Here is a 21,361-nt window from a genome sequence, read left to right on the forward strand (position 1 = left end):
GAGGTGCTTGCATGGATCGACAACAGGCACAAGATAAGGTTAAGCAATTAACCGAAATTTTAAATCACTATAATTATGAATATCACGTGCTGGATAACCCTTCCGTTCCAGATGTGGTCTATGACCAGAAAATGCAGGAACTGCGAAAACTTGAAGAGGCTTTTCCAGACCTGGTAACTGCCGAATCTCCAACGCAAAGAGTGGGCGGAGAACCGTTAGACGCATTTCAAAAAGTTCAGCATAAGATTCCGATGTTAAGCTTGGGAAATGCGTTTAATGAACAGGATTTGCGAGATTTTGCACGACGCGCAAGTCAGGGAACAGATGAACCAGTTCAATTTGTCTGTGAATTAAAAATTGATGGTTTAGCTGTTTCGCTGACGTATGAAAATGGAAAATTGGTACGTGGAGCTACGCGTGGGGATGGTACGACAGGTGAGGATATTACTAGTAATCTGCGAACCATTCGTAGTATCCCACTATCCATTAAAGAAACGGAAACCATTGAAGTTCGTGGTGAAGCATTTATGCCTCATCAATCGTTTTTAGCCTTAAATAAGGAAAAAGAAGCAAATGAGGAAGAGCCCTTTGCGAATCCTCGTAATGCGGCAGCAGGTTCTTTACGGCAGCTTGACCCAAAGATTGCTGCTAAGCGAAATTTGGACATCTTTCTCTATGGGGTTGGTGTGTGGGAAAATAGTAAACTAACCACACATAGTGAGCGTTTGGAACGACTGAAGGAGTTAGGGCTGAAAACAAACCCAGAGTGGAAAAAATGCGATACCATTGATGAAGTTTTAGAGTATGTTTCCTATTGGATGAATGAACGTCCAAATTTAAATTATGAAATCGATGGGATAGTTATAAAAGTAAATAATCTCAAGCAACAAGAGGAGTTAGGTTTTACTGCGAAAAGTCCACGCTGGGCAATTGCTTATAAATTTCCAGCAGAAGAAGCAGTAACAAAATTAACGGATATTGAATTAAGTGTAGGGAGAACTGGCGTTGTCACACCAACGGCTATTCTCAACCCTGTAAAAGTAGCTGGAACTACCGTACAACGAGCTTCCTTGCACAATGAGGATCTTATCCGAGAACAGGATATCCGTATTGGCGATACCGTAGTGATTAAAAAAGCTGGTGATATTATCCCGAAAGTGGTACGAGCGATGGTCGAAGCGCGTACTGGCTCAGAGCAGGAATTCCATATGCCAGCTGAATGTCCAGCCTGTGGGAGTGAATTAGTTAGATTAGAAGAGGAAGTTGCCTTACGTTGTATTAATCCTAGTTGTCCTGCGCAATTAAAGGAAGGGCTTATTCACTTTGTTTCACGTAATGCTATGAATATTGATGGTTTAGGAGAGAAAGTAATTATTCAACTTTTTCAGGAGAACCTTGTGCATACAATAGCTGATATTTACCGTCTGAAAAAAGAAGAATTGCTTGAGTTAGAACGTATGGGCGAAAAGTCAGTTGATAATTTATTACGTGCTATTGAAGTATCAAAGGAGAATTCACTGGAGCGCCTGCTGTTTGGATTAGGTATTCGATTTGTCGGATCAAAGGCTGCAAAGACATTAGCAATGGAATTTGAAACGATGGATAACCTGCAAAAAGTAACATATGAAGACCTATTAGAAATAAATGAAATTGGAGATAAAATGGCTGATTCAATCGCGCAATATTTTCAAGAGCAGCAAGTTATTGATCTCTTAAATGAGCTAAGAGATCTGGGAATTAACATGACGTATTTAGGGACGAAGCCTTCTACACAAACAGAGGAAAGCATATTTCATGGGAAGACGATTGTATTAACAGGGAAAATGGAGTATTTTACTCGGCCTCAAGCAAAGGAAATTATTGAGGGGTTAGGTGGGTCTGTTACTGGCAGTGTTAGTAAAAAGACGGATATCCTAATCGCGGGAGAAGATGCCGGATCGAAGCTGGTGAAAGCCCAGAAGCTTGAAGTTGACGTATGGAATGAAGAACAATTTCAGCAAGCTATTGAAAATGGAGGAGTGTAAGTCATGAAAAAATTAAGTATTTGGTTACTGGGCGTGCTTTTATTCGTGACAAGCTGTGCTCCCGATGTCAATGAAGAAGAAGTTGTTCAAAACGATGAGTCTGATTCGAAGCAGGAAACAGCAATCGTACCAAGCTATCAATTATCGGAGGAAAATTATAAAATGATTCTTCCCTTTGAACCGGGGAAAGCTAGGGGAGTCATCGTTGGACAAGTGGCCAATCGACTAGATATTGATGAGATGGAGGAAGGATTACGTCGTCAATCCAAGGAAGTGTATGATCCGAAGAAATATTTATTTCAGGAAGGTCAGTATATTGATGAAGATACTGTGCTTAAGTGGATTGATAAGTTAAACCCGCCTAAAAAGGAAAAGGCCAAGAAAAAATACTTTGAGGATAATCCACGTTATCTTTCTCATATTTTAGAGCAAAATTACTTGGTAAAAAAAGAGGATAAATCTGTAGAATTAGCCGGAATATCGATTGGAATTGCAATGAAGTCCGTCTATCGCTTCCAAACGGAGCCCGGTGGTCCCTACTATTATGAATCGATTTCCAAGTCTGAAATGCTAAAGGAAGGAAATAAGATTGCCCAGAAGGTCATAAAAAGTATTCGAGAAATCGAGGGCTTAGAAAAAGTACCCGTGATGATGGCTTTATATAGGGAGGAAGATCAATCTTCCCCAGTTCCAGGAAATTTTATTGCAAAGACTAATGTTCCTAGTAATAGTGCATCCATTGGTGATTGGGATACGATTGATGAAGAATATGTTTTATTCCCTTCCGACGAGGGGAAGAAAAAATATTATGAGGATCAAGAGATCGTTACTAGCTTTGGAAAAGAAATTGCTTCATATTTTCCAAACTATGTAGGAGTCATTGGGGAAGGATTCTATATGAATGAAGAATTGCAAAAGATGACAATTGAAATCCCGATTGAATTCTACGGAAAAGGTGAAGTGGTTGGCTTCACACAGTATGCCTATGGATTAGTACAGGATATGTTTAAGGATTACTATGATTTAGAGATTAAAATTACTTCCAGTGATAAACTAGAAAGTATGATATACCGTGAGGCAGGAGCCGATAAGCCGACGGTGCATATTTTCCATTAATAAAGAAAGTAATAAGTAAAAGGATGGAGATCGTCTCCATCCTTTTACTTTATTTGGTTAGGAAAGTCAGGAAAACAAACGAGAACTAAACAATAATGTACAATTTTTCGTAAATTCTTATACGAAAGAGACAGACCAGATTACCTAAAAGTGACTTGTGTTTTTCGAAGACTTCCGAAAAGTTGTAAATTCATAATAAAATAGTCATATAAATAATTCAGGTTTCTTACCATGATTCATGTCGAACAAGGACTAATTTTCCTCTGTGAGGAAAATTGGAAAGTTTTTTTGCCTGTTTCGCCTATAAATAGTGTTCATTTCTCTATTATTTTCCCAATATGAATTATCTGAAATTATGTTATAATATGACTATACAAAATAAAGTAGCATAATAAAAAGTAGATGGTAGGTGGGAAGGTTGATAGAAATAGGTCCCTTTATCAAACTGCAGCGTACGAAGCAAGAGATGACACAAGGAGAGTTAGCAGAAGGCATCGTTTCACTATCCTATTTATCCAAGATCGAAAATAAAAAAACAGACGCGAGCCCTGAAATAATTCAATTACTATGTAATCGACTTGGTATCGAATTGAATGATGGAATTGATGAAAACATTCAGGAAAAATGCAAGCAATGGTATGCAATGCTTTATGATGTAAACGACAAAGATGAAATGGTTAGTACATACAAAGAATTACAGACAGTGATGGATAAGAGTCTTAATGATAGTTTGTTAATGTTTGAAATTCACAAGATCCGCTACTATTTGGTATTACGGCAAATTGATAAAGCGCTATCCAAAATAAATGAGCTCAGTGAAATGGTTGGTTCATTTAATAGTATTCATCATTATTACTGGTGTAAGTTTAAAGGGAATTATTATTCGCATACAGGTGAGTTTAATCAAGCCATGCGTTTATATAAAATCGCAGAGGATAAACTTAACCAAGTAGATATCGAGGAGACGGAAGTAGCTGATTTACATTATACGATTTCTGTCACAAATAGTAAGTTACGAAATACGTTGGAAGTTATTGATTATGCCAATAAAGCGATGGATGTCTTTCAACGAAACTATAATTTTATCCGTTGTGCCCAATGCCATGTACTGTTAGGGATCTCCTATCGACGAATTAAAATGTATGATAAGGCAATTAAGAATTATAATCTAGCAAAGCATTTAGGTGAGCTTAATAAAAATAACCAAGTGATCCAATTAACAAATCAAAACTTAGGATATTTATATTCAACAGTAGGTAATACAAAAGAAGCAATAAAGTTCTATCTATACGTGGTTGAAGATGAAGCAGTACATCTAAATGGAAGGCTTACCGCTATTACTTCCTTAATTCAAGAATATTATAATATTCAAAACTATGATAAAACAAAGGAAATGTTAGCTAAAGCAAGAGAGATATTGGACCTAGCTAAAGATAATCATTATTATCAACTATATTACTATATTATTCATACGTACACCTATGCATTAAATAATGAAGATGAAAAATTTAAATCATTAGTAACAGATGAATTTATACCTTATCTAAAGGAGCATGGCGATTATGGCAATTTGGTTGTCTATGCCAAAATGCTTGGTAAACACTTTGAAGAGAAAGGTAAGTATAAAGAATCTGTTAAATATTATAAGCTAGCAAATTCAACCTATAATGAATTGATTAATTTATAAAGGGGGGATGATGATGAAAAAAGTATTTGTAGCCACTGCTTTTGGTACACTTCTTTTAGCCGGATTTTTCTTCGTAAATGATCAGCCAACAGATTTAGCCATGGATTTGGAGCCAGAGGTTACGGCTATTGAACAACCAAGTTACCAATTTTAGTTATTTTTGATTTTTTCGCAAACTGGTTTTTAAATTTTTTTACCCTATTACTATATGATGGATTTTCCTGGGATGGCGTGGAACCCATTCCGGGACTTTTTTTGTAGTCTAGGAGAATATAAAATTTGAGCCTATGGAGAAATAGGGGCGTGTTGAGCCACGTCCAGCTCTAGCGCCCAGATAGGCTACTTCACGAATCGCTCTAGGATAAGTTATCATTGGCTCGCAAGCTCACCGTGATTCCTTTATCTTCGTTGATTCGCTCCAGTCGCTACGTTTCTAATCTGGCGCTTGCGCTTATGTTTCGATAAAGTGAAACTTCATTCCGTAGGAGTTTTCCACCTATTACCTACAGAATGTTCGTACCACAAGAGTATGACCCAAAGGTTCTGAACAAATTGGGTATTTAGGTGTCGTTTTCTCCCACTTAGTCCCTTTTGTACCAACACAGGCTCTTAAAGTGGAAGTCTTCCAGCACTTTAGCGGAATAATCTACAGCATATGGCTCAGATTGAAAAATTTATTGAAAAAAATTTTTATATAGAAATTTTGAGTTATTAGGAGTTATTTAAAAGGATTTGGACTATATTTACATATACGGAACTCTTATCTCTTTCATGTATGAAAATGATTATTCTTCATAACATATCACTGTATATGATAGTTCTATTTAGTAGGAAGCTTGATAGGGCGCCATTTGTGAGCCCTATGTAACTTGAAAAATAATTAATTATATGAAATCATAGTCGATGTGCTTATTTGAGAAATGAATCTCAAAATAATAATGCTATATTTTTAGAGAGAGGGGCATTGTTTGTATGGAATATGCGATTCGAGGTGCTACCTGGTTTTGGTTATTTGTTCCAATGCCAATTGTACTTTTATTATCGATCATTACTTTATTTACTGAGAGGAGAAAATAGTACGTGGATCTTACAACATTAATAACCTTTATTGTATATTTACTTGGGATGCTGGCTATCGGCGTCGTCATGTATTATCGTACCAATAACTTATCCGATTATGTCCTCGGTGGGCGAGACCTAGGACCAGGCGTTGCAGCATTAAGTGCTGGGGCATCTGATATGAGTGGATGGCTGTTACTAGGTTTACCAGGCGCAATCTATGCATCTGGAATGTCAGAAGCTTGGATGGGAATTGGTCTTGCAACAGGTGCTTATTTAAATTGGCAGTTTGTTGCCAAACGTTTACGTATTTACACCGAAGTATCAAATAACTCGATTACAATCCCTGATTTCCTTGAAAATAGATTTAAGGATAGATCACATATTCTCCGTGTTATATCTGCTTTAGTAATTTTATTATTCTTCACCTTTTACACATCTTCAGGATTAGTTGCAGGTGCAAAATTATTTGAGGCATCTTTTGGTCTTGACTATATGACAGCACTTTGGATCGGTGCGATCGTTGTTGTATCATATACGTTACTTGGAGGATTTTTGGCAGTATCTTGGACTGATTTTATACAAGGTATTCTTATGTTTCTTGCACTCATTATTGTACCAATTGTCGCGTTAAACCAAATGGGTGGATGGAGTGACGCTGTACAAGCAGTCGGAGAAATCAATCCATCACATCTTAATATGGTTCAAGGTGTTGGAATAATGGCAATTATTTCTTCACTAGCATGGGGACTTGGTTATTTTGGTCAGCCGCATATTTTAGTCCGTTTTATGGCATTGCGTTCAGCGAAAGATGTACCAAAAGCGAAATTTATTGGTACGGCGTGGATGATTTTAGGACTTTACGGTGCCATATTTACTGGTTTTATTGGATTAGCATTTATAAGTACACAAGAAGTACCGATTCTAAGCCAATTTGGAATTGAAGTGGCTAATCAAGATGGACTTCAAGTGTTGGCTGATCCAGAAAAAATCTTTATTGCATTTTCACAGATTTTATTCCACCCTGTAGTAGCTGGTGTGCTGTTAGCTGCTATTTTATCAGCAATTATGAGTACAGTAGATTCACAATTGCTCGTATCTTCATCAGCAGTAGCGGAGGATTTCTATAAAGCGATTTTCCGTAAAAAAGCATCTGCGAAGGAATTAGTGTGGGTTGGAAGAATAGCAACGGTATTGATTGCGATTGTAGCATTAATTATTGCCATGAACCCGGAAAGCTCTGTTCTTGATCTCGTTGGTTATGCATGGGCTGGTTTTGGTGCAGCGTTTGGTCCAATCATTATCCTGTCACTATTCTGGAAAGGCATTACTCGAAATGGTGCACTAGCAGGTATTATCGTTGGTGCAGTTACTGTTATTATCTGGGGAGATCTACTTTCTGGTGGAATCTTTGATTTATATGAAATTGTTCCCGGCTTCATTATGAATATGATTGTAGCAATCGTTGTGAGTCTTCTCGGCAAACCAGATCCTGAGCTAAAATCAGACTTTGACGAGACCCTAGAAAAATTGAAAGAGTAAATCACAAGTAATAAGATGTGGCTTAAACGCTGCTTCTAGTAACGAAAGAACAATAGAAAAAAGTATAAACGAATTCAAGGACTTTATCAAAGCCGCAACAAATTTTAGAACCAGCAACGCCGAACAGATTCGAATGTTAAGGTAGGTATCGCTCCCAGAAGTTAGCGTGAAAAATCTATCTTCTGGGGCAACCATTAATTCGAATAATAGTTCGGCTTTTTCTTTATTAAAATAATTTGCCTTTTTTTATCCCGCATATAACTGGCAGTAACCCCCCCATTTAAGCAATAAGGTGAATCCAATAAGGAAAAGTGTGGGGACAACTGCCAGTAAATGTCCGATTGGCTCAGAGGCCTTTAGGTCATACCCTTGTGGTACTAACCATCCGTGGAGATAAACAGCCCCCATGAATGGAAGTTTTACTTTATAAATTGTGGATGCCCTATAGAAGCATAAACGGCAAATTGCCATTTTGAATAACACTGCTTCGTACGTAAGGCATGGATGCAGTTCCTGCACCGTAAATCAAACACCTTCGCTTTTCTTTCATAGTTGATTATTGTTGGGTCGTTCTGCTATTATCAATAGTGTTACCAAAGTTTATGGATAAGCAATAGATGTATATAATATAGAAGAAACAGATTTGGAGGGAAAGCTAGTGGCAGATATATCGAAGGATCAAGTAAAGCATGTTGCTCATTTGGCTCGTTTGGAAGTTAGCGAGGAAGAAGTAGAAATGTTTACAGAGCAATTAAGCTCGATCATTACATATGCGGAGCAGCTTAACGAATTAGATACATCAGATGTTGAGCCAACGACGCACGTGTTAGACATTAAGAATGTGCTTCGTAAGGATGAGCCAAAGAAGTGGATAACGCAGGAGGAAGCAATGAAAAATGCTCCTGATCAGCAAGATGGACAGTATCGTGTACCATCTATTTTGGAGTAGGAGGGAAAAGCATGTCATTATTTGATCATACGATTAAAGAATTAGAACAAAAACTACATAATCATGAAATTACCGTTCAAGATTTAGTAGCAGCTTCTCATCAACGGATTAAAGAAGTCGATGACAAGGTTCATGCATTTCTTACATTAAATGAAGAAAATGCTAATGCCTATGCGAAAGAATTGGACGAGGCAGCAGATAAACATACCGCATTATTTGGAATGCCTAGTGGTATTAAGGATAACATTGTCACAAAGGCGTTACGCACCACATGTGCAAGTCAATTCCTCGACAATTTTAATGACCCTTTGTATAACGCTACTGTAGTTAACAAATTAAATCACCAGCAAGCAGTTACGATTGGAAAGTTGAACATGGATGAGTTTGCAATGGGTTCTTCAAATGAAAATTCCAGTTACGAACCAACTCGTAACCCTTGGAATACCGATTATGTACCAGGTGGATCTAGTGGTGGATCAGCAGCAGCCGTAGCAGCAGGAGAAGTATTATTCTCTTTAGGTTCAGATACGGGCGGCTCAATTCGTCAACCAGCTGCATTCTGTGGAGTAGTAGGCTTAAAGCCGACATATGGACGCGTATCACGTTTTGGTTTGGTTGCCTTTGCTTCATCCTTAGATCAAATCGGACCAATTACACGTAATGTAGAAGATAATGCACGTGTTCTGGAAGTAATCGCTGGACATGATCCAATGGATTCTACAAGCGCAGCTGTAGAAGTACCAGCTTATACGGAGGCACTAACCGGTGATGTGAAAGGATTGAAAATTGCCGTACCAAAGGAATACCTTGCTGAAGGTGTAGCACCAGAGGTCAAGGAATCGGTTCTGCAAGCACTTAAGGTATATGAATCATTAGGTGCAACGTGGGAGGAAGTGTCGTTACCACATTCCAAATATGCAGTGGCAACTTATTATTTACTTTCATCATCTGAAGCTTCTGCGAACCTAGCTCGGTTTGACGGTGTCCGTTATGGCGTGCGTTCGGAAAATGCTAATAATATGATTGATATGTTTAAAAAATCACGTAGTGAAGGCTTTGGAGAAGAGGTTAAGCGTCGTATTATGTTAGGAACCTTTGCGCTTAGTTCTGGCTACTATGATGCTTATTATAAAAAGGCTCAAAAAGTACGGACATTAATTAAAAATGATTTTGATAAAATCTTTGAAGACTATGATGTTGTTATTGGACCTACTACGCCTACGCCAGCATTTAAAGTTGGGGAAAAGGTGGATGATCCATTAACGATGTATGCAAATGATATCTTAACCATTCCAGTCAACCTTGCAGGCGTTCCAGGAATTTCTGTTCCTTGCGGTTTTTCTGATCAAGGCTTACCAATCGGACTGCAAATTATTGGGAAGCATTTTGATGAAAACACCGTATTCCGTGCAGCCCATGCATATGAACAAGCGACAGATCATCATAAACAACGCCCTCAATTAGGAGGTGCCAACGCATGAATTTCGAAACAATTATTGGCTTAGAGGTACATGTTGAATTAAAAACACAATCCAAAATATTCAGTCCAAGTACGAATGAATTTGGTACAGATCCAAATACCAACGTAAACCCAATTGATCTGGGATACCCTGGTGTATTACCAGTATTAAATGAGGAAGCTGTTAATTTCGCAATGAAGGCAGCGATGGCTCTTAATTGTGACATTGCTACAAATACAAAATTTGACCGTAAGAACTATTTTTATCCAGATAATCCAAAGGCGTATCAGATTTCCCAATTTGATCAGCCAATTGGCGAAAATGGCTGGATTGAAATAGAAGTAAATGGCAAGAAAAAACGGATCGGAATTACACGTCTACATTTAGAGGAAGACGCTGGTAAGCTTACCCATGGTGATGATGGATATTCGCTTGTAGACTTCAATCGTCAAGGTACGCCATTGATAGAGATTGTTTCTGAGCCAGATATGCGTTCCCCAGAGGAAGCATATGCCTACTTAGAAAAATTAAAAAATATTATTCAATATACTGGTGTATCGGATGTGAAAATGGAGGAAGGTTCGCTACGCTGTGATGCAAATATCTCTCTACGTCCACTTGGCCAAGAGGAATTTGGCACCAAAGCAGAATTGAAAAATTTAAACTCCTTTAGCTTTGTACAGAAGGGCTTAGAGTTTGAAGAAACGCGTCAGGAAAAAGTATTGCTTTCCGGAGGAGAAATCCTCCAAGAAACGCGACGCTATGATGAAAAATCAAAAGAAACGATTCTAATGCGAGTGAAGGAAGGATCAGACGATTATCGATATTTCCCTGAACCTGATTTAGTACCTCTATATATTGATGAGACGTGGAAAGAGCGAATTCGTCAAGAAATTCCTGAACTTCCGGATGCACGTAAAAAACGTTATATGGAAGAACTTGGTTTACCAGAATATGATGCTGCCGTATTGACCAATTCCAAGCAAATGGCTGATTTCTTTGAAGAAGCAATAGCTCATGATGCGGATATGAAGCAGGTGTCGAACTGGCTAATGGGAGAAATCTCTGCTTATATGAATAAGCATTACAAGGAATTGCATGAATTAGCAATTACACCAGAAGCATTAGCTAAGATGATCCAATTAATTGAAGATGGTACCATCTCTTCGAAAATTGCAAAGAAAGTCTTTGCTGAATTAGTGGAAAAGGGTGGAGACCCAGAAAAGATAGTAAAAGAAAAAGGGCTTGTGCAGATTTCCGATGAAGGGCAATTACGCGAAATTATAGCGGGTGTGCTAGATCAAAACGAACAATCGATTATCGATTATCAGAATGGTAAAAATAAAGCAGTCGGCTTCTTAGTCGGTCAAGTAATGAAGGCAACAAAAGGACAAGCAAATCCACCTATGGTAAATAAACTCCTATTAGAGGAAATAAATAAAAAATAGTGTGGAGGCAAGACTACCAATGAAAAGCATTGGTAGTCTCGTATTTGCAGTCAGTTACACATTGGAAAATAATGCATATTCACGAAACAATTCAACAATTCCCCTTTTCAAAATGATGGAAAAGGTCTATGATAGATGTTGGACTGAAAAATAAACCATGAGACCTAGTGACTTAAATAGTTGAAGGACCCTGCATATTTCATGCAATGCGGAGGGAATGAAATGAAGAAAGCACGTATTATTTATAATCCCACATCTGGCAGAGAAGCCTTTAAAAAAGAATTACCGGCAGTTCTAGAAAAGCTCGAAATCGCTGGATATGAAACATCAACCCACGCAACCACCTGTGAAGGAGATGCGATAACAGCTGCAAGGACAGCGGTTGACCGAGGATATGATCTCGTTATTGCTGCTGGAGGCGACGGCACCATTAATGAAGTGATTAATGGAATTGCCGAACAGGAACATCGGCCAAGGCTGGGGATTATACCAGTTGGTACAACCAATGATTTTGCTAGAGCATTACGCATTCCAAGAGATATAAAAAAAGCGGTTGATGTTATTGTAGATGGTCAATCGATGCTTTTAGATATCGGCAAAGTAAATGATCATTATTTTATAAATATTGCCGGTGGTGGAAAGTTAACGGAGCTAACCTACGAGGTTCCGAGTAAGCTAAAAACAATGCTTGGACAGTTAGCTTATTATATGAAGGGAATCGAGATGCTTCCGTCCTTAAAGCCAACTCGAGCAAAAATAGAGTATGATGGCAATGTTATTGATGAGGATATTATGTTATTTCTTATTTCCAATTCGAATTCTGTTGGTGGCTTTGAGAAGTTAGCACCTGAAGCAAATATGCAAGACGGATATTTTGACTTAATTATTTTGCGCAAAACGAACTTAGCAGAGTTTATTCGTATTGCCACGCTTGCATTGCGGGGAGCTCATTTAGAAGACAAGCATGTCATTTATGAAAAAGCGAAGCATGTGACAGTTACGACAGATGAGAAGATGCAATTAAATATTGATGGGGAATTTGGTGGATTGTTGCCCGGAGAATTTATAAATTTGCAGCAACATATCGACTTTTGTGTTCCAACTGAATTTATCGATAAAGAAGGGGAAGATTACTGAATGCAGTAGTCTTCTTTTTGTTCATACTATTGGTTAGAGTTATGTTAAGATAAGACCACAGACTAGCACGTAAAGGAAGATATACATGGCGAAACAAACAGCACCAGTAAAAAAGAATCAAACCATCACGCTCACTTTCGAAGATCTTACCCATGAAGGAAATGGTGTAGGCAAAATTGATGGGTATCCACTATTTGTACCTTATGGGCTACCAGGGGAGGAAGCCGAGGTAAAAGTTGTTAAAGTAAACAAAAACTTTGGATTCGGCAAACTAGTAGAGGTGAGACAAGCAAGCTCAGAGCGTGTCGAGCCCCCATGTGATGTGTATTATAAATGCGGCGGCTGTCAGCTGCAGCATATGAGCTATGCTATGCAGTTGGATATGAAACAGAATCAAGTAAAGAATGTTATGCGAAAAATAGCACATATGGAACAAGTTCCCGTACATCCTACCATTGGTATGAAGGACCCTTGGAGATATCGTAATAAAGTACAAATTCCGGTAGGGGATAAGCATGGTGAATTAATAACAGGTTTTTATCAAAAACGAAGTCACCAGATTATTGATGATATGGATACGTGCGTCATTCAGGATGATAGTAATGACCGACTTGTAGAAGCTGTTCGCAAAATTGCCGATCGATTAGGGATTAAAGCTTATGATGAAAAGCAAAACCGTGGAGTATTACGACATATTATGGTCCGAACTGGTAGAGAAACAAATGATGCGATGATCGTTATCGTTACACGAACGGAAAAGCTGCCGTATCAGGACAAGCTAATAAAGGAATTAACGGAAACGTACCCACATATAAAATCGATTGTTCACAATGTGAATAGCCAACGGACAAATGTTATCTTGGGAAAGAAAACAAAGGTAATTTGGGGCGAAACCTATATATACGATACGATAGGTGATATTCGCTTTGCTATTTCCGCTAAATCCTTTTATCAGGTGAATCCACCTCAAACAAAGGTGTTATACGATAAAGCGTTGGAATATGCAAAACTTGGAGCAAATGATATTGTTGTTGATGCCTATTGCGGAATAGGAACGATATCTTTATTTTTAGCTCAGCAGGCGAAGAAGGTGTACGGTATTGAAGTCGTTCCAGAAGCAATAAGTGATGCAAAAATGAATGCCAAATTAAACGGCATTACGAACACTGAATTTGTTGTAGGTGAAGCTGAGAAAATTATGCCGTGGTGGAAGGCTCAAGGACTTCGACCAGATGTTATTGTCGTTGATCCGCCTCGAAAAGGCTGTGAAGTAGAATTCCTTCAAGCTATGATTGAAATGGAGCCAAAGCGAATTGTCTACGTCTCTTGCAATCCTTCTACCTTAGCTCGTGATTTAAAAATATTAGATGAAGGTGGCTATGAAACGAAGGAAGTGCAGCCAGTTGATATGTTTCCACAGACCAATCATGTGGAGTGTGTTACTTGGTTGGAAAGGAAAGTGTCTAATTAAAAAGTAAATCACCTAACCAAAATAAACATTTGCGATTTCGAGGTCTTTTTCATGTTCATCCCTTGTCCTGACTCGGTTTTCTCTTCTTTCCATTACGCAACCTTTTAAAAGAACTTTAGTTTAAAACGGGAAAAAGATGAAAAAACTGACATATTAGAGGGATCTCAATCATAAAGATAGGAGAGGAGTGTGTTTGGTTTAGCTTGATCATCCGAAGCTTATAAACCACATATCGTTCCACATAAGAGGGGGGGACGGCGTGTTTTTTCACCAATCAGTCGATAAATTTGCTCTTTTTCCTATTAAATTACCTCAAGAAAGGTTAAGATACAGTTTTGCCCTTTTTTGCCCTTTGATTACACATAATACATGTGCAATCTATAAAATATATGATAAAAGAAAAACTTACTCTACTCACACATACAAGAACCACCAGAAACTATTTCAACATAAGTTTTCGGTGGTTCTTGTTTTAATAACTTTTAATTCACACACCACACCCGACACATGATCTTTTATATCTTGTGGTAGTCCCTAAATATTTATTTGAACCTTTATATACTGCATAGTCCTTTGATACTACCTTATAGTCGGTTAGAGGACTCTTACCGCTTTTGTAGATGTACAAATGCGATTTACCTACATTGGTTGGATATTGAGATGCAGCTACAAAGTTGTAGGCCATTCCAACACCCAAACTCGCCCCTACACCGGCAAGAGTTCCTCCACTAAGAGCACTAGCCATGATGGTTCCCAAAATACCGCCTAAAGCACTCGCTGTATAGGTTGAGAAGTTTCGCCTTGCATTTACATTTACCCACTTTGATGATGATAGTCTCCAAGATTTCGTTATTTGTGCTTCACCAGATTGAATAGTTTCACCATTGGATTCATTAATAGAAAGTGTTTGGTCATCCTCTGAGACATCACTTATAGTAACACCGAAGTGATTTAATTCTCCATTGATTAAGAAGTCATATTCGCCAACTTGTTCCACTACTTCAATTGTTTTGTTCGTAATAGCTACAAATGTGTTTTTATTATCCGTACTTAATATTATATTTTTTTCACCATCTTTAACATCTGCATAAACAAGATTTTTCTCCATGTTTTTTAAAGACTTAGTGGCGATTTGTTTGTTTTCTTTAGATAATTCCTTGCTGTTTTCTGTTGACTCCTTGTTGAGTTTTTTAAGGTGATTTGTGATGGACCGTTTATCGGTAGTGCTTAAATTATTCATTTTATCTGCAAGTCCATTTCCCGATTCTTGAGCAAATGCGGGTGTAGTGATATTGAATAAAAACATTACAATTGAACTCAAAACAATAGTTTTAAGTAATCTACTCACCTTCCACAACTCCTTTTATTGTACATTTCTCTTTCGAAATTAAAAACATTTAACAAGAAATTTAGCGAAAACCTCCTATTCATCATCTTTGTAAACGTTTACTAAACTTATATTATCATTTTTTTCTGTTTATTAGCAATATTTTTTTAATTATTAATTTAGCTAATTAGTTCTGATTTTCGGACATAGTAGAGATTATATTAATTATCACTTGAAAAAAATGAATATTTTGTTATTATTAAGAATAATGACAAAATATTCATTTTAATTGTAGTGGTAAATATTTTAGGTATGTATACTTCTTACCGGAGAAAGGAGAAAATTTGATGTCATCAAAAAAACTATCGAGGTGGTACCTTACTATAGCAAGTACAGGTGCCTTTGTTGTGGCAGCTGTTTTAACCTTATTATTTGATCTTAATGTATACACCACTCTAGGCTTTTTAACCGCTGCAATAATATTATTTATTACGGATGCTGTTCGTGTGATTTATACAAAAAAGAAGTCAACATAGGAAAATAAATAAAAACTATGTTTCCAATGGATATAAATAGCTTAATCTCTATATTCATTGCTCAACGAATATTCTATGAGATTTTATGGTTGAAAACTGATGGATAACAAGCAGAAAAATTAGAAAAAAGAGCGTTACATTAGAGGCCTCTGAAAAAGTTCAAAAAAGAGAGGATTCCCATCATAAACTCGGGAATCCTCTCTTTCTTTCATTACAATAAACGTATCAAGTATAAGCGGGTGGCTAAAATGATTCAAAAACAAGAGTCAATGATGTTAAGTGCATATTCGGAAATTTATGATTTAGTGGTGCCAAAGATAATTTCTTACGAAAACTTAATGAGTTAGTGGACTTTTCTTTCGTGTACGATGAATTACATGATAAATACTGTCATACAAATGGCTGGAATGCGATTAATCCGATTCGTATGTTTAAATATTTACTCCTTAAAACTATCTTTGAACTTTCAGATGTAGAAATTGTGGAACGTTCTAAATATGATATGTCTTTTAAATATTTTCTTGGTATGACTCCAGAAGAATCCGTGATGGAACCAAGTTCGTTAACCAAGTTTTGTAAATTACGGTTAAAAGACGTCAATCTGTTAGATATGTTAATCCATAAAACAGTGGAAATTGCCATAGAAAAGGAAATTATAAAAATAATTCTATCATTGTGGATGCCACCCATACGAAAGCATGTTATAATCAAAAATCACCAAAAGAAACGTACTATTCATTGTTAAGTATGGATTTTCCACAATATGAAATCTTTTTAAAAGAACCCGCTATAATGATAAGTTCATATGGAAGAAAAAATATGTTAAAACTGTTGTATTCAGGACTGACGATCCAATAAACATGGATAAGGAGATAAATTCTAATATTAAAGATTTAAGTGATGGATAAAAAGATAATTGTTCAATTAACGGGTATGTATCTTAATTAATTGGGCAGGTTAATTCAACAATTAGAAGCTAATTTACTGTGATATTAAACAGAGTAATATGGTTATAAAATGAGGGGGAGTATTATGTCAAATTTTACAGTAGACGTACTTCAAATTAGAGATAGCTCTTTTAATATTGGGTTAAAGATGGGAAGGTATATCCGAAATAAACCAATTTTGAAAGTCTTGGAATCAATAACAAAACCGAAAATTGATTTTGGAATTATGAAATCTATCTATTCAACATTCGCTCCTCATTTACTTGAGGAGATAGAGGGGTTATCTCAAGGTTTGGAGATTCCATTAAACAAAGCAAAATCTTTGTTTAGTGGTTATGATGTGCCAAAGACTGAAGCAATGGGTTGTTCAGCAATAATTACAAAAGAATTTTATGTTAGAAATTATGATTTTTCACCTGATCTGTATGATGGTCTTTTTAGTTTAGTTCAACCTATTACAGCTTTTGCAACAGCAGGATATAATCTTCAAATACTAGGGAGACACGATGGAGTTAATCAAGAAGGTCTAGTAGCAGGATTGCATTTTGTAAGTAATAATGATTATTCAAAAGGTGTCTCTGCGTGGACTGCTATAAGGATGGTATTGGATAGTTGCTCTACTACTGATGATGCAATAAATATGTTAAAAGAAATACCACATTCAGCTTGCTATAACTTTTCACTTGGAGATAAACAAGGAAATAGTGCAGTAGTTGAAGCAAGCCCAGGTAAAGTAATGGTAAGGCGTGGATCATCGCCTTTATCTTGTGTAAATCACTTTCATGATAATATGCTTAAAAATAAAAATAGAATGTCAATTGAAAACTCTGTTAAGCGAAATAACTATCTATTAAATTTCAAAGATAAAAATTATACACATAGTGAAATGTTCAATAATTTTAAAGACATAAATTCACCGGTTTTCTTTACTGATTACGATAATCTATTTGGTACTCTTCACACTATTTCATATTCCTACCAAGACTCAAGAATTCTAACCGCTATCGCTCGTAGTAATCAGGTCTTAGATATAAACTTTCAAGATTGGGTAATAGGGGAAAATATAAATGACTATATTCTCCAAGGAGTAATAGAAGAAAGTTCATAAATAGTGTTTTATTAAACTAAACTTGTTTGTGGAAGGATGTACTTAAAGTAAAGAGTGAAATACTTTAAATGCAGTGGCTAGTCCTTATTGTGCTAACGTGGCAGATTTGCTAAATATGCGAAGGAATTATCAGGATTGCAAATAAAGCCTATTATACGAGGAGGAGATTAACATAGTAGCAAAAAGTGAAAAAGAAACTTTGATACTGAATAGCGACGAAAATTTCAAATTATTGTTTAAAATAATTGAATCAGTACCAAGCAAAAAAAGAAAGATTTCTATTGAAACTCAGGACAGAGATAAGAATTTTCGTGATGTATTAGTGCACCTTTATGAATAATGGCACGCAATGCTGGAAAGATGGTATAGAGAAGGTATGGATGGGGATATTCCTTTGATGCCAGCACCTGGTTATAATTGGAGGGCTATCAAGTTACTTAATATGCAAATTTGGGAAAACTATCAAGATGTAACATTAAACCAAGCTATAAAAAAACTGAAGTTAAGCCATGAAAGAGTAATGGATCTAATTAAATTACATACAAATGAAGAAATCATGACAAAAAAATACTATAAGTGGACAAAAACAAGTAATTTATACGGATATTTTGCGGCAAACACTTCCAAGCATTATATTTGGGCTATAAAAAAATGTGAAATTATTGCAAAGTCTATAAAAGAACGGGAAAAAAGTAGTTTGTGAATTAATGTACTTAAAGTAACTTTTGCTTTAGTTGAAGGAGCCAATAATAAAAAGAGATTCCAATAAGCGGAAGAGGAGGAGAGAAGAATAGGCAAAATAATAGTATTCAGATAGTTATTCAATCGATTTTTATTTCTATATGTATTGGACACATTAATAGTGATAGTTCAAGCTCAATAGTTCACACATTCTTCTACTCTCCTTAGTAGTGCGAGAGATAATAGACTTTTATTTATCCAAATTACATGTGGGTCAGGAAGAACTCAAAAACAGAAGCAATTATTGTATAAAGAGCTATCTAATCAACTGTCTATGAAATGTAATGTTTCTACAGAAGATGTATTTGTTGTTTTGATTGAGACTGGTTTGAAAAATTGGTTTTTTGGTGAGGGACTTGCTCAGATGGTTAAATAACCGATGATATCCTTTGAAGATGGGTTGTTTACAGAGTAAGCGTCTACACTTTATTTTAGACTAAGGAAAATTTATGCACCAAATAAAATGTTGATGGATTACCATAAATAGGTTATGATGAATAATATAAAGCTATCTTGTTGTGCAAGGTAGCTTTATTAAGATAAGGTAACTTGTATTGCAATATAGTGATAAGGATGAAAATTAATGTCTTTGAGAAGTCAATTATTAAAAGGAATTTTAGAGGGATGCATTTTATCAATTATTGATAAAGAAACAGTTTATGGTTATGAATTATCACAAAAACTTCAACATTTTGGTCTGAATGAGGTTAGTGAAGGGTCTATTTATCCTATCTTGGTTCGTCTTCAAAAGGATGGATTAATCAAAGGTGAAATGCGAGCTTCTCCAACAGGTCCTAAACGAAAATACTACCAACTTACCAATTTAGGGGAAAAGGCATTATTTGAGATTCAAGAGGAATGGAAAAATATTCAGAAACCTGTTGATAAATTGTTGAATAGGAGTGTTGCTGATGAACGCTAAAGAGCTGATTCAATTAAATAACAAAAAACGTAAATTACTTACAAAAGAAAATGAAGAATATTATGATAAAATGCTAGTTTATATTCGAACCAGTTTAGCAATTTCGGAACAACAATCAGAGGAGTTATTGATGGAGATATTAGATCATATTATTGAGGCACAGAATGAAGGAAAACGTGCAGAAGATGTGTTTGGAGAGCCCCCCGCTGCTTACTGTAATGAAATAATCAAGCAGTTACCAAAAGAACCAGGGAAAAGTACAGCATTTTTTATAGGCTTTCTATTACTACAGCTAGCAGGCCTGATAGCAGTAATACATGGGATAGGAGATGTCATTATACACTATTTCAAAGATAGCAATCAGACAGTTTATATAGGAACAGCATTTGTTACTTTTTTTATAGTTGCTGTTATTATTTTCCTCGACGTTTTTCTGATCTTAAAATGGTTACAACAATCTGTATACAAGGTATCAAATAAAGTTAAAGATTTTTTCTCAATCTTTTTCATTGTGATTATCTCACTTCTAGGTATGATTCTTCTACCTAGATTTATCCCTCCCTTTGGATATGCAATCGAAGTTGGAGGTTTCGTATACCTAATACTTGGTGTAGCAACACTCATCATTTCAAAATGGTTAGATCGCAAATATCGTTTTACAAAATAGTGTTTAAAGAATAGCAAGGATGTATTATTCTATTCCAGAAAAGGGTCAGATTGTAGAGTAAAGAAATTGCAAAATGAATAGGACTAAAAAAGGAAGGAAGCCTCATTAGCTTCCTTTTTATGCTTTCACTTTTTTATTAGACCTAAATCTTCTAAATCTGCCACCTTTTTGTTAACTTTATCTGCTACTTTCCAAGTTTGGGTTGATTTATTATTAGATAGAATATAAAGGGTGTTCATTTCATTTAACTTTTTCTCTAAAACATATCCTTTGCTATGTGAGTGTTTAATATCATTTGTTATGGTTTGAATGAATTCTTTTTCTTCTTTCATTATATAGCCTGCGACACTAGTTGTGTATCCTGTCAAAGAACACACTGCTACTACTATCAAAAGGACTACTTTCTTCATATTTATCTTTTATTTTTTTAGCATTTCGCAGAGTTCGTTTTTAATACATATTGCAAAAAGCAGTAAGTAATGTCGCTGTCGATTTGAAATAAGTTTTGATAGATTATGTTAATATGCTGGAGTATTAAATTTAGCAATAGGTGGCTTTCTACAGTATCAGCAACAAAATGTTGATGTGATATACTTGTGTACATATATCCATAGATTAGCGTTTAAGGGCTAATCTATGGGCATGATTGGTCTTGAAAGGCTGAAAGGGTTGTTTAAGTGATCGTACAAGCTGATCTAATTCATACCTACCACTCCAAGTAAAGTCCTATTGTTGTAAACGTTGAAAACTATAATTACCTACTGTAGATAAGCCCAGTTTTTGAATAAAAAACCTTTAAAATATCAATTCCCATGTTCGCTCGCTGAAGTTCTTTGCGTAACTGTAATATCTCTTTTTGTTCTGGCGTACGGTTGTCTTCTTCTTTAAAAGAACCGGAATTTCGATATTGGTTAACCCAACGATCATAGGACGAAGGGTTCAGTTCCTACTCCTGGATGATTTCTTTTCGTGGCTTTCCGTTGGTCGTAAAGCTGAACGATCTGATTCTTAAATCCTTCGGTATATGTACGACGGTTTCGTTTAGTCATTTTTAGTCTCCTTAAGCGAGCATAGTTTAGTAAAGTCTAACGGACCTTAACGAAACTGTCCAACCAAGTGTAGCCTATCCATGAAAAACATACTAAGATTAGTGGGTAAGATCATCGACGAGTGATCTTACCCACTATTTCTTTTTTTAAGTTATAGTGAGGAGTGAAAGA

General features: G+C 36.2%; 17 protein-coding genes and 3 pseudogenes. 17 read left to right on the forward strand and 3 right to left on the reverse strand.

Going from position 1 to position 21,361, the window contains the following annotated elements; translation table 11 throughout:
* The first annotated feature begins 11 nt into the window (after positions 1–11).
* The 10 genes from ligA (at position 12) to rlmD (ending at position 13,893) form a co-directional block, all read left to right on the forward strand.
* The gene (gene ligA, locus D9782_RS09680) at positions 12–2,024 is read left to right on the forward strand and encodes an NAD-dependent DNA ligase LigA (RefSeq protein ID WP_121604637.1); all 2,013 of its coding nucleotides are present in this window, start codon (positions 12–14) and stop codon (positions 2,022–2,024) included.
* 3 nt (positions 2,025–2,027) lie between these two features.
* Positions 2,028–3,140: a CamS family sex pheromone protein gene (locus D9782_RS09685; protein ID WP_026682834.1), complete on the forward strand. Its 1,113-nt coding sequence runs from the start codon at positions 2,028–2,030 to the stop codon at positions 3,138–3,140.
* Positions 3,141–3,549: 409 nt separating this feature from the next.
* The gene (locus tag D9782_RS09690; RefSeq protein WP_371413994.1) at positions 3,550–4,827 is read left to right on the forward strand and encodes a helix-turn-helix domain-containing protein; all 1,278 of its coding nucleotides are present in this window, start codon (positions 3,550–3,552) and stop codon (positions 4,825–4,827) included.
* Positions 4,828–4,840: 13 nt separating this feature from the next.
* Positions 4,841–4,981, forward strand: coding sequence for a hypothetical protein (locus tag D9782_RS22860; RefSeq protein WP_162986367.1), 141 nt, complete (start codon positions 4,841–4,843; stop codon positions 4,979–4,981).
* Between the two features lie 926 nt (positions 4,982–5,907).
* Positions 5,908–7,428, forward strand: coding sequence for a sodium/proline symporter PutP (gene putP / locus D9782_RS09695; protein WP_121604638.1), 1,521 nt, complete (start codon positions 5,908–5,910; stop codon positions 7,426–7,428).
* Positions 7,429–8,086: 658 nt separating this feature from the next.
* Entirely contained in the window at positions 8,087–8,377 is a 291-nt protein-coding gene (gene gatC, locus D9782_RS09705; protein ID WP_121604640.1) for an Asp-tRNA(Asn)/Glu-tRNA(Gln) amidotransferase subunit GatC, read from the forward strand.
* Between the two features lie 11 nt (positions 8,378–8,388).
* The gene (gene gatA / locus D9782_RS09710) at positions 8,389–9,858 is read left to right on the forward strand and encodes an Asp-tRNA(Asn)/Glu-tRNA(Gln) amidotransferase subunit GatA (protein ID WP_121604641.1); all 1,470 of its coding nucleotides are present in this window, start codon (positions 8,389–8,391) and stop codon (positions 9,856–9,858) included.
* Positions 9,855–11,285, forward strand: coding sequence for an Asp-tRNA(Asn)/Glu-tRNA(Gln) amidotransferase subunit GatB (gatB, locus tag D9782_RS09715; RefSeq protein ID WP_121604642.1), 1,431 nt, complete (start codon positions 9,855–9,857; stop codon positions 11,283–11,285). Before gatA ends, gatB begins: the two co-directional genes overlap by 4 nt.
* Positions 11,286–11,507: 222 nt before the next feature.
* Positions 11,508–12,422, forward strand: a complete 915-nt coding sequence (locus tag D9782_RS09720; RefSeq protein ID WP_026682827.1) for a diacylglycerol kinase — start codon at positions 11,508–11,510, stop codon at positions 12,420–12,422.
* A gap of 85 nt (positions 12,423–12,507) precedes the next feature.
* Complete coding sequence (gene rlmD / locus D9782_RS09725; protein ID WP_121604643.1) at positions 12,508–13,893, forward strand: 23S rRNA (uracil(1939)-C(5))-methyltransferase RlmD; 1,386 nt, start codon at positions 12,508–12,510, stop codon at positions 13,891–13,893.
* Between the two features lie 487 nt (positions 13,894–14,380).
* On the opposite strand, the gene D9782_RS09730 is transcribed toward rlmD, so the two are convergent.
* A complete protein-coding gene (locus tag D9782_RS09730; RefSeq protein ID WP_121604644.1) occupies positions 14,381–15,241 on the reverse strand; it encodes a hypothetical protein in 861 nt (286 codons plus the stop codon).
* 326 nt (positions 15,242–15,567) lie between these two features.
* On the opposite strand from D9782_RS09730, the gene D9782_RS09735 reads away from it, so the two are divergent.
* From D9782_RS09735 to D9782_RS09765, 7 genes and pseudogenes are all read left to right on the forward strand, one after another.
* Positions 15,568–15,756 carry a hypothetical protein gene (locus D9782_RS09735; RefSeq protein WP_121604645.1) on the forward strand — a complete coding sequence of 63 codons (189 nt, stop codon included), beginning with the start codon at positions 15,568–15,570 and terminating at the stop codon, positions 15,754–15,756.
* Positions 15,757–16,004: 248 nt separating this feature from the next.
* A pseudogene (locus tag D9782_RS09740) lies at positions 16,005–16,482 on the forward strand (transposase); the annotation flags it as partial.
* 306 nt (positions 16,483–16,788) lie between these two features.
* A complete protein-coding gene (locus tag D9782_RS09745; protein WP_121604646.1) occupies positions 16,789–17,811 on the forward strand; it encodes a C45 family autoproteolytic acyltransferase/hydrolase in 1,023 nt (340 codons plus the stop codon).
* 232 nt (positions 17,812–18,043) lie between these two features.
* Positions 18,044–18,514 (forward strand): annotated as a pseudogene (locus D9782_RS09750) (ClbS/DfsB family four-helix bundle protein).
* Between the two features lie 240 nt (positions 18,515–18,754).
* Entirely contained in the window at positions 18,755–18,928 is a 174-nt protein-coding gene (locus D9782_RS09755; protein ID WP_240455853.1) for a tautomerase family protein, read from the forward strand.
* Positions 18,929–19,135: 207 nt separating this feature from the next.
* The gene (locus D9782_RS09760; protein WP_121604648.1) at positions 19,136–19,474 is read left to right on the forward strand and encodes a PadR family transcriptional regulator; all 339 of its coding nucleotides are present in this window, start codon (positions 19,136–19,138) and stop codon (positions 19,472–19,474) included.
* The gene (locus tag D9782_RS09765; protein WP_121604649.1) at positions 19,464–20,141 is read left to right on the forward strand and encodes a DUF1129 family protein; all 678 of its coding nucleotides are present in this window, start codon (positions 19,464–19,466) and stop codon (positions 20,139–20,141) included. Before D9782_RS09760 ends, D9782_RS09765 begins: the two co-directional genes overlap by 11 nt.
* A 125-nt stretch (positions 20,142–20,266) precedes the next feature.
* Here the strand turns inward: D9782_RS09765 and D9782_RS09770 are convergent, their stop codons facing one another.
* Both D9782_RS09770 and D9782_RS23555 read right to left on the reverse strand, forming a co-directional pair.
* A complete protein-coding gene (locus D9782_RS09770) occupies positions 20,267–20,551 on the reverse strand; it encodes a hypothetical protein (RefSeq protein WP_121604650.1) in 285 nt (94 codons plus the stop codon).
* 383 nt (positions 20,552–20,934) lie between these two features.
* Positions 20,935–21,190, reverse strand: a pseudogene (locus D9782_RS23555) (transposase); the annotation flags it as partial.
* Positions 21,191–21,361: the final 171 nt, after the last annotated feature.

Source organism: Virgibacillus sp. Bac332, from assembly GCF_003667785.1.
GTDB classification, from domain to species: domain Bacteria; phylum Bacillota; class Bacilli; order Bacillales; family Amphibacillaceae; genus Virgibacillus; species Virgibacillus salarius.

What these genes read in the sequence shown, in the direction of transcription:
- ligA (WP_121604637.1), top strand. Translation starts at nt 12, where the DNA reads ATGGATCGACAACAGGCACAAGATAAGGTTAAGCAATTAACCGAAATT.
- D9782_RS09685 (WP_026682834.1), top strand. Translation starts at nt 2,028, where the DNA reads ATGAAAAAATTAAGTATTTGGTTACTGGGCGTGCTTTTATTCGTGACA.
- D9782_RS22860 (WP_162986367.1), top strand. Translation starts at nt 4,841, where the DNA reads ATGAAAAAAGTATTTGTAGCCACTGCTTTTGGTACACTTCTTTTAGCC.
- gatA (WP_121604641.1), top strand. Translation starts at nt 8,389, where the DNA reads ATGTCATTATTTGATCATACGATTAAAGAATTAGAACAAAAACTACAT.
- gatB (WP_121604642.1), top strand. Translation starts at nt 9,855, where the DNA reads ATGAATTTCGAAACAATTATTGGCTTAGAGGTACATGTTGAATTAAAA.
- D9782_RS09720 (WP_026682827.1), top strand. Translation starts at nt 11,508, where the DNA reads ATGAAGAAAGCACGTATTATTTATAATCCCACATCTGGCAGAGAAGCC.
- rlmD (WP_121604643.1), top strand. Translation starts at nt 12,508, where the DNA reads ATGGCGAAACAAACAGCACCAGTAAAAAAGAATCAAACCATCACGCTC.
- D9782_RS09735 (WP_121604645.1), top strand. Translation starts at nt 15,568, where the DNA reads ATGTCATCAAAAAAACTATCGAGGTGGTACCTTACTATAGCAAGTACA.
- D9782_RS09745 (WP_121604646.1), top strand. Translation starts at nt 16,789, where the DNA reads ATGTCAAATTTTACAGTAGACGTACTTCAAATTAGAGATAGCTCTTTT.
- D9782_RS09760 (WP_121604648.1), top strand. Translation starts at nt 19,136, where the DNA reads ATGTCTTTGAGAAGTCAATTATTAAAAGGAATTTTAGAGGGATGCATT.
- D9782_RS09765 (WP_121604649.1), top strand. Translation starts at nt 19,464, where the DNA reads ATGAACGCTAAAGAGCTGATTCAATTAAATAACAAAAAACGTAAATTA.
- D9782_RS09770 (WP_121604650.1), bottom strand. Translation starts at nt 20,551, where the DNA reads ATGAAGAAAGTAGTCCTTTTGATAGTAGTAGCAGTGTGTTCTTTGACA.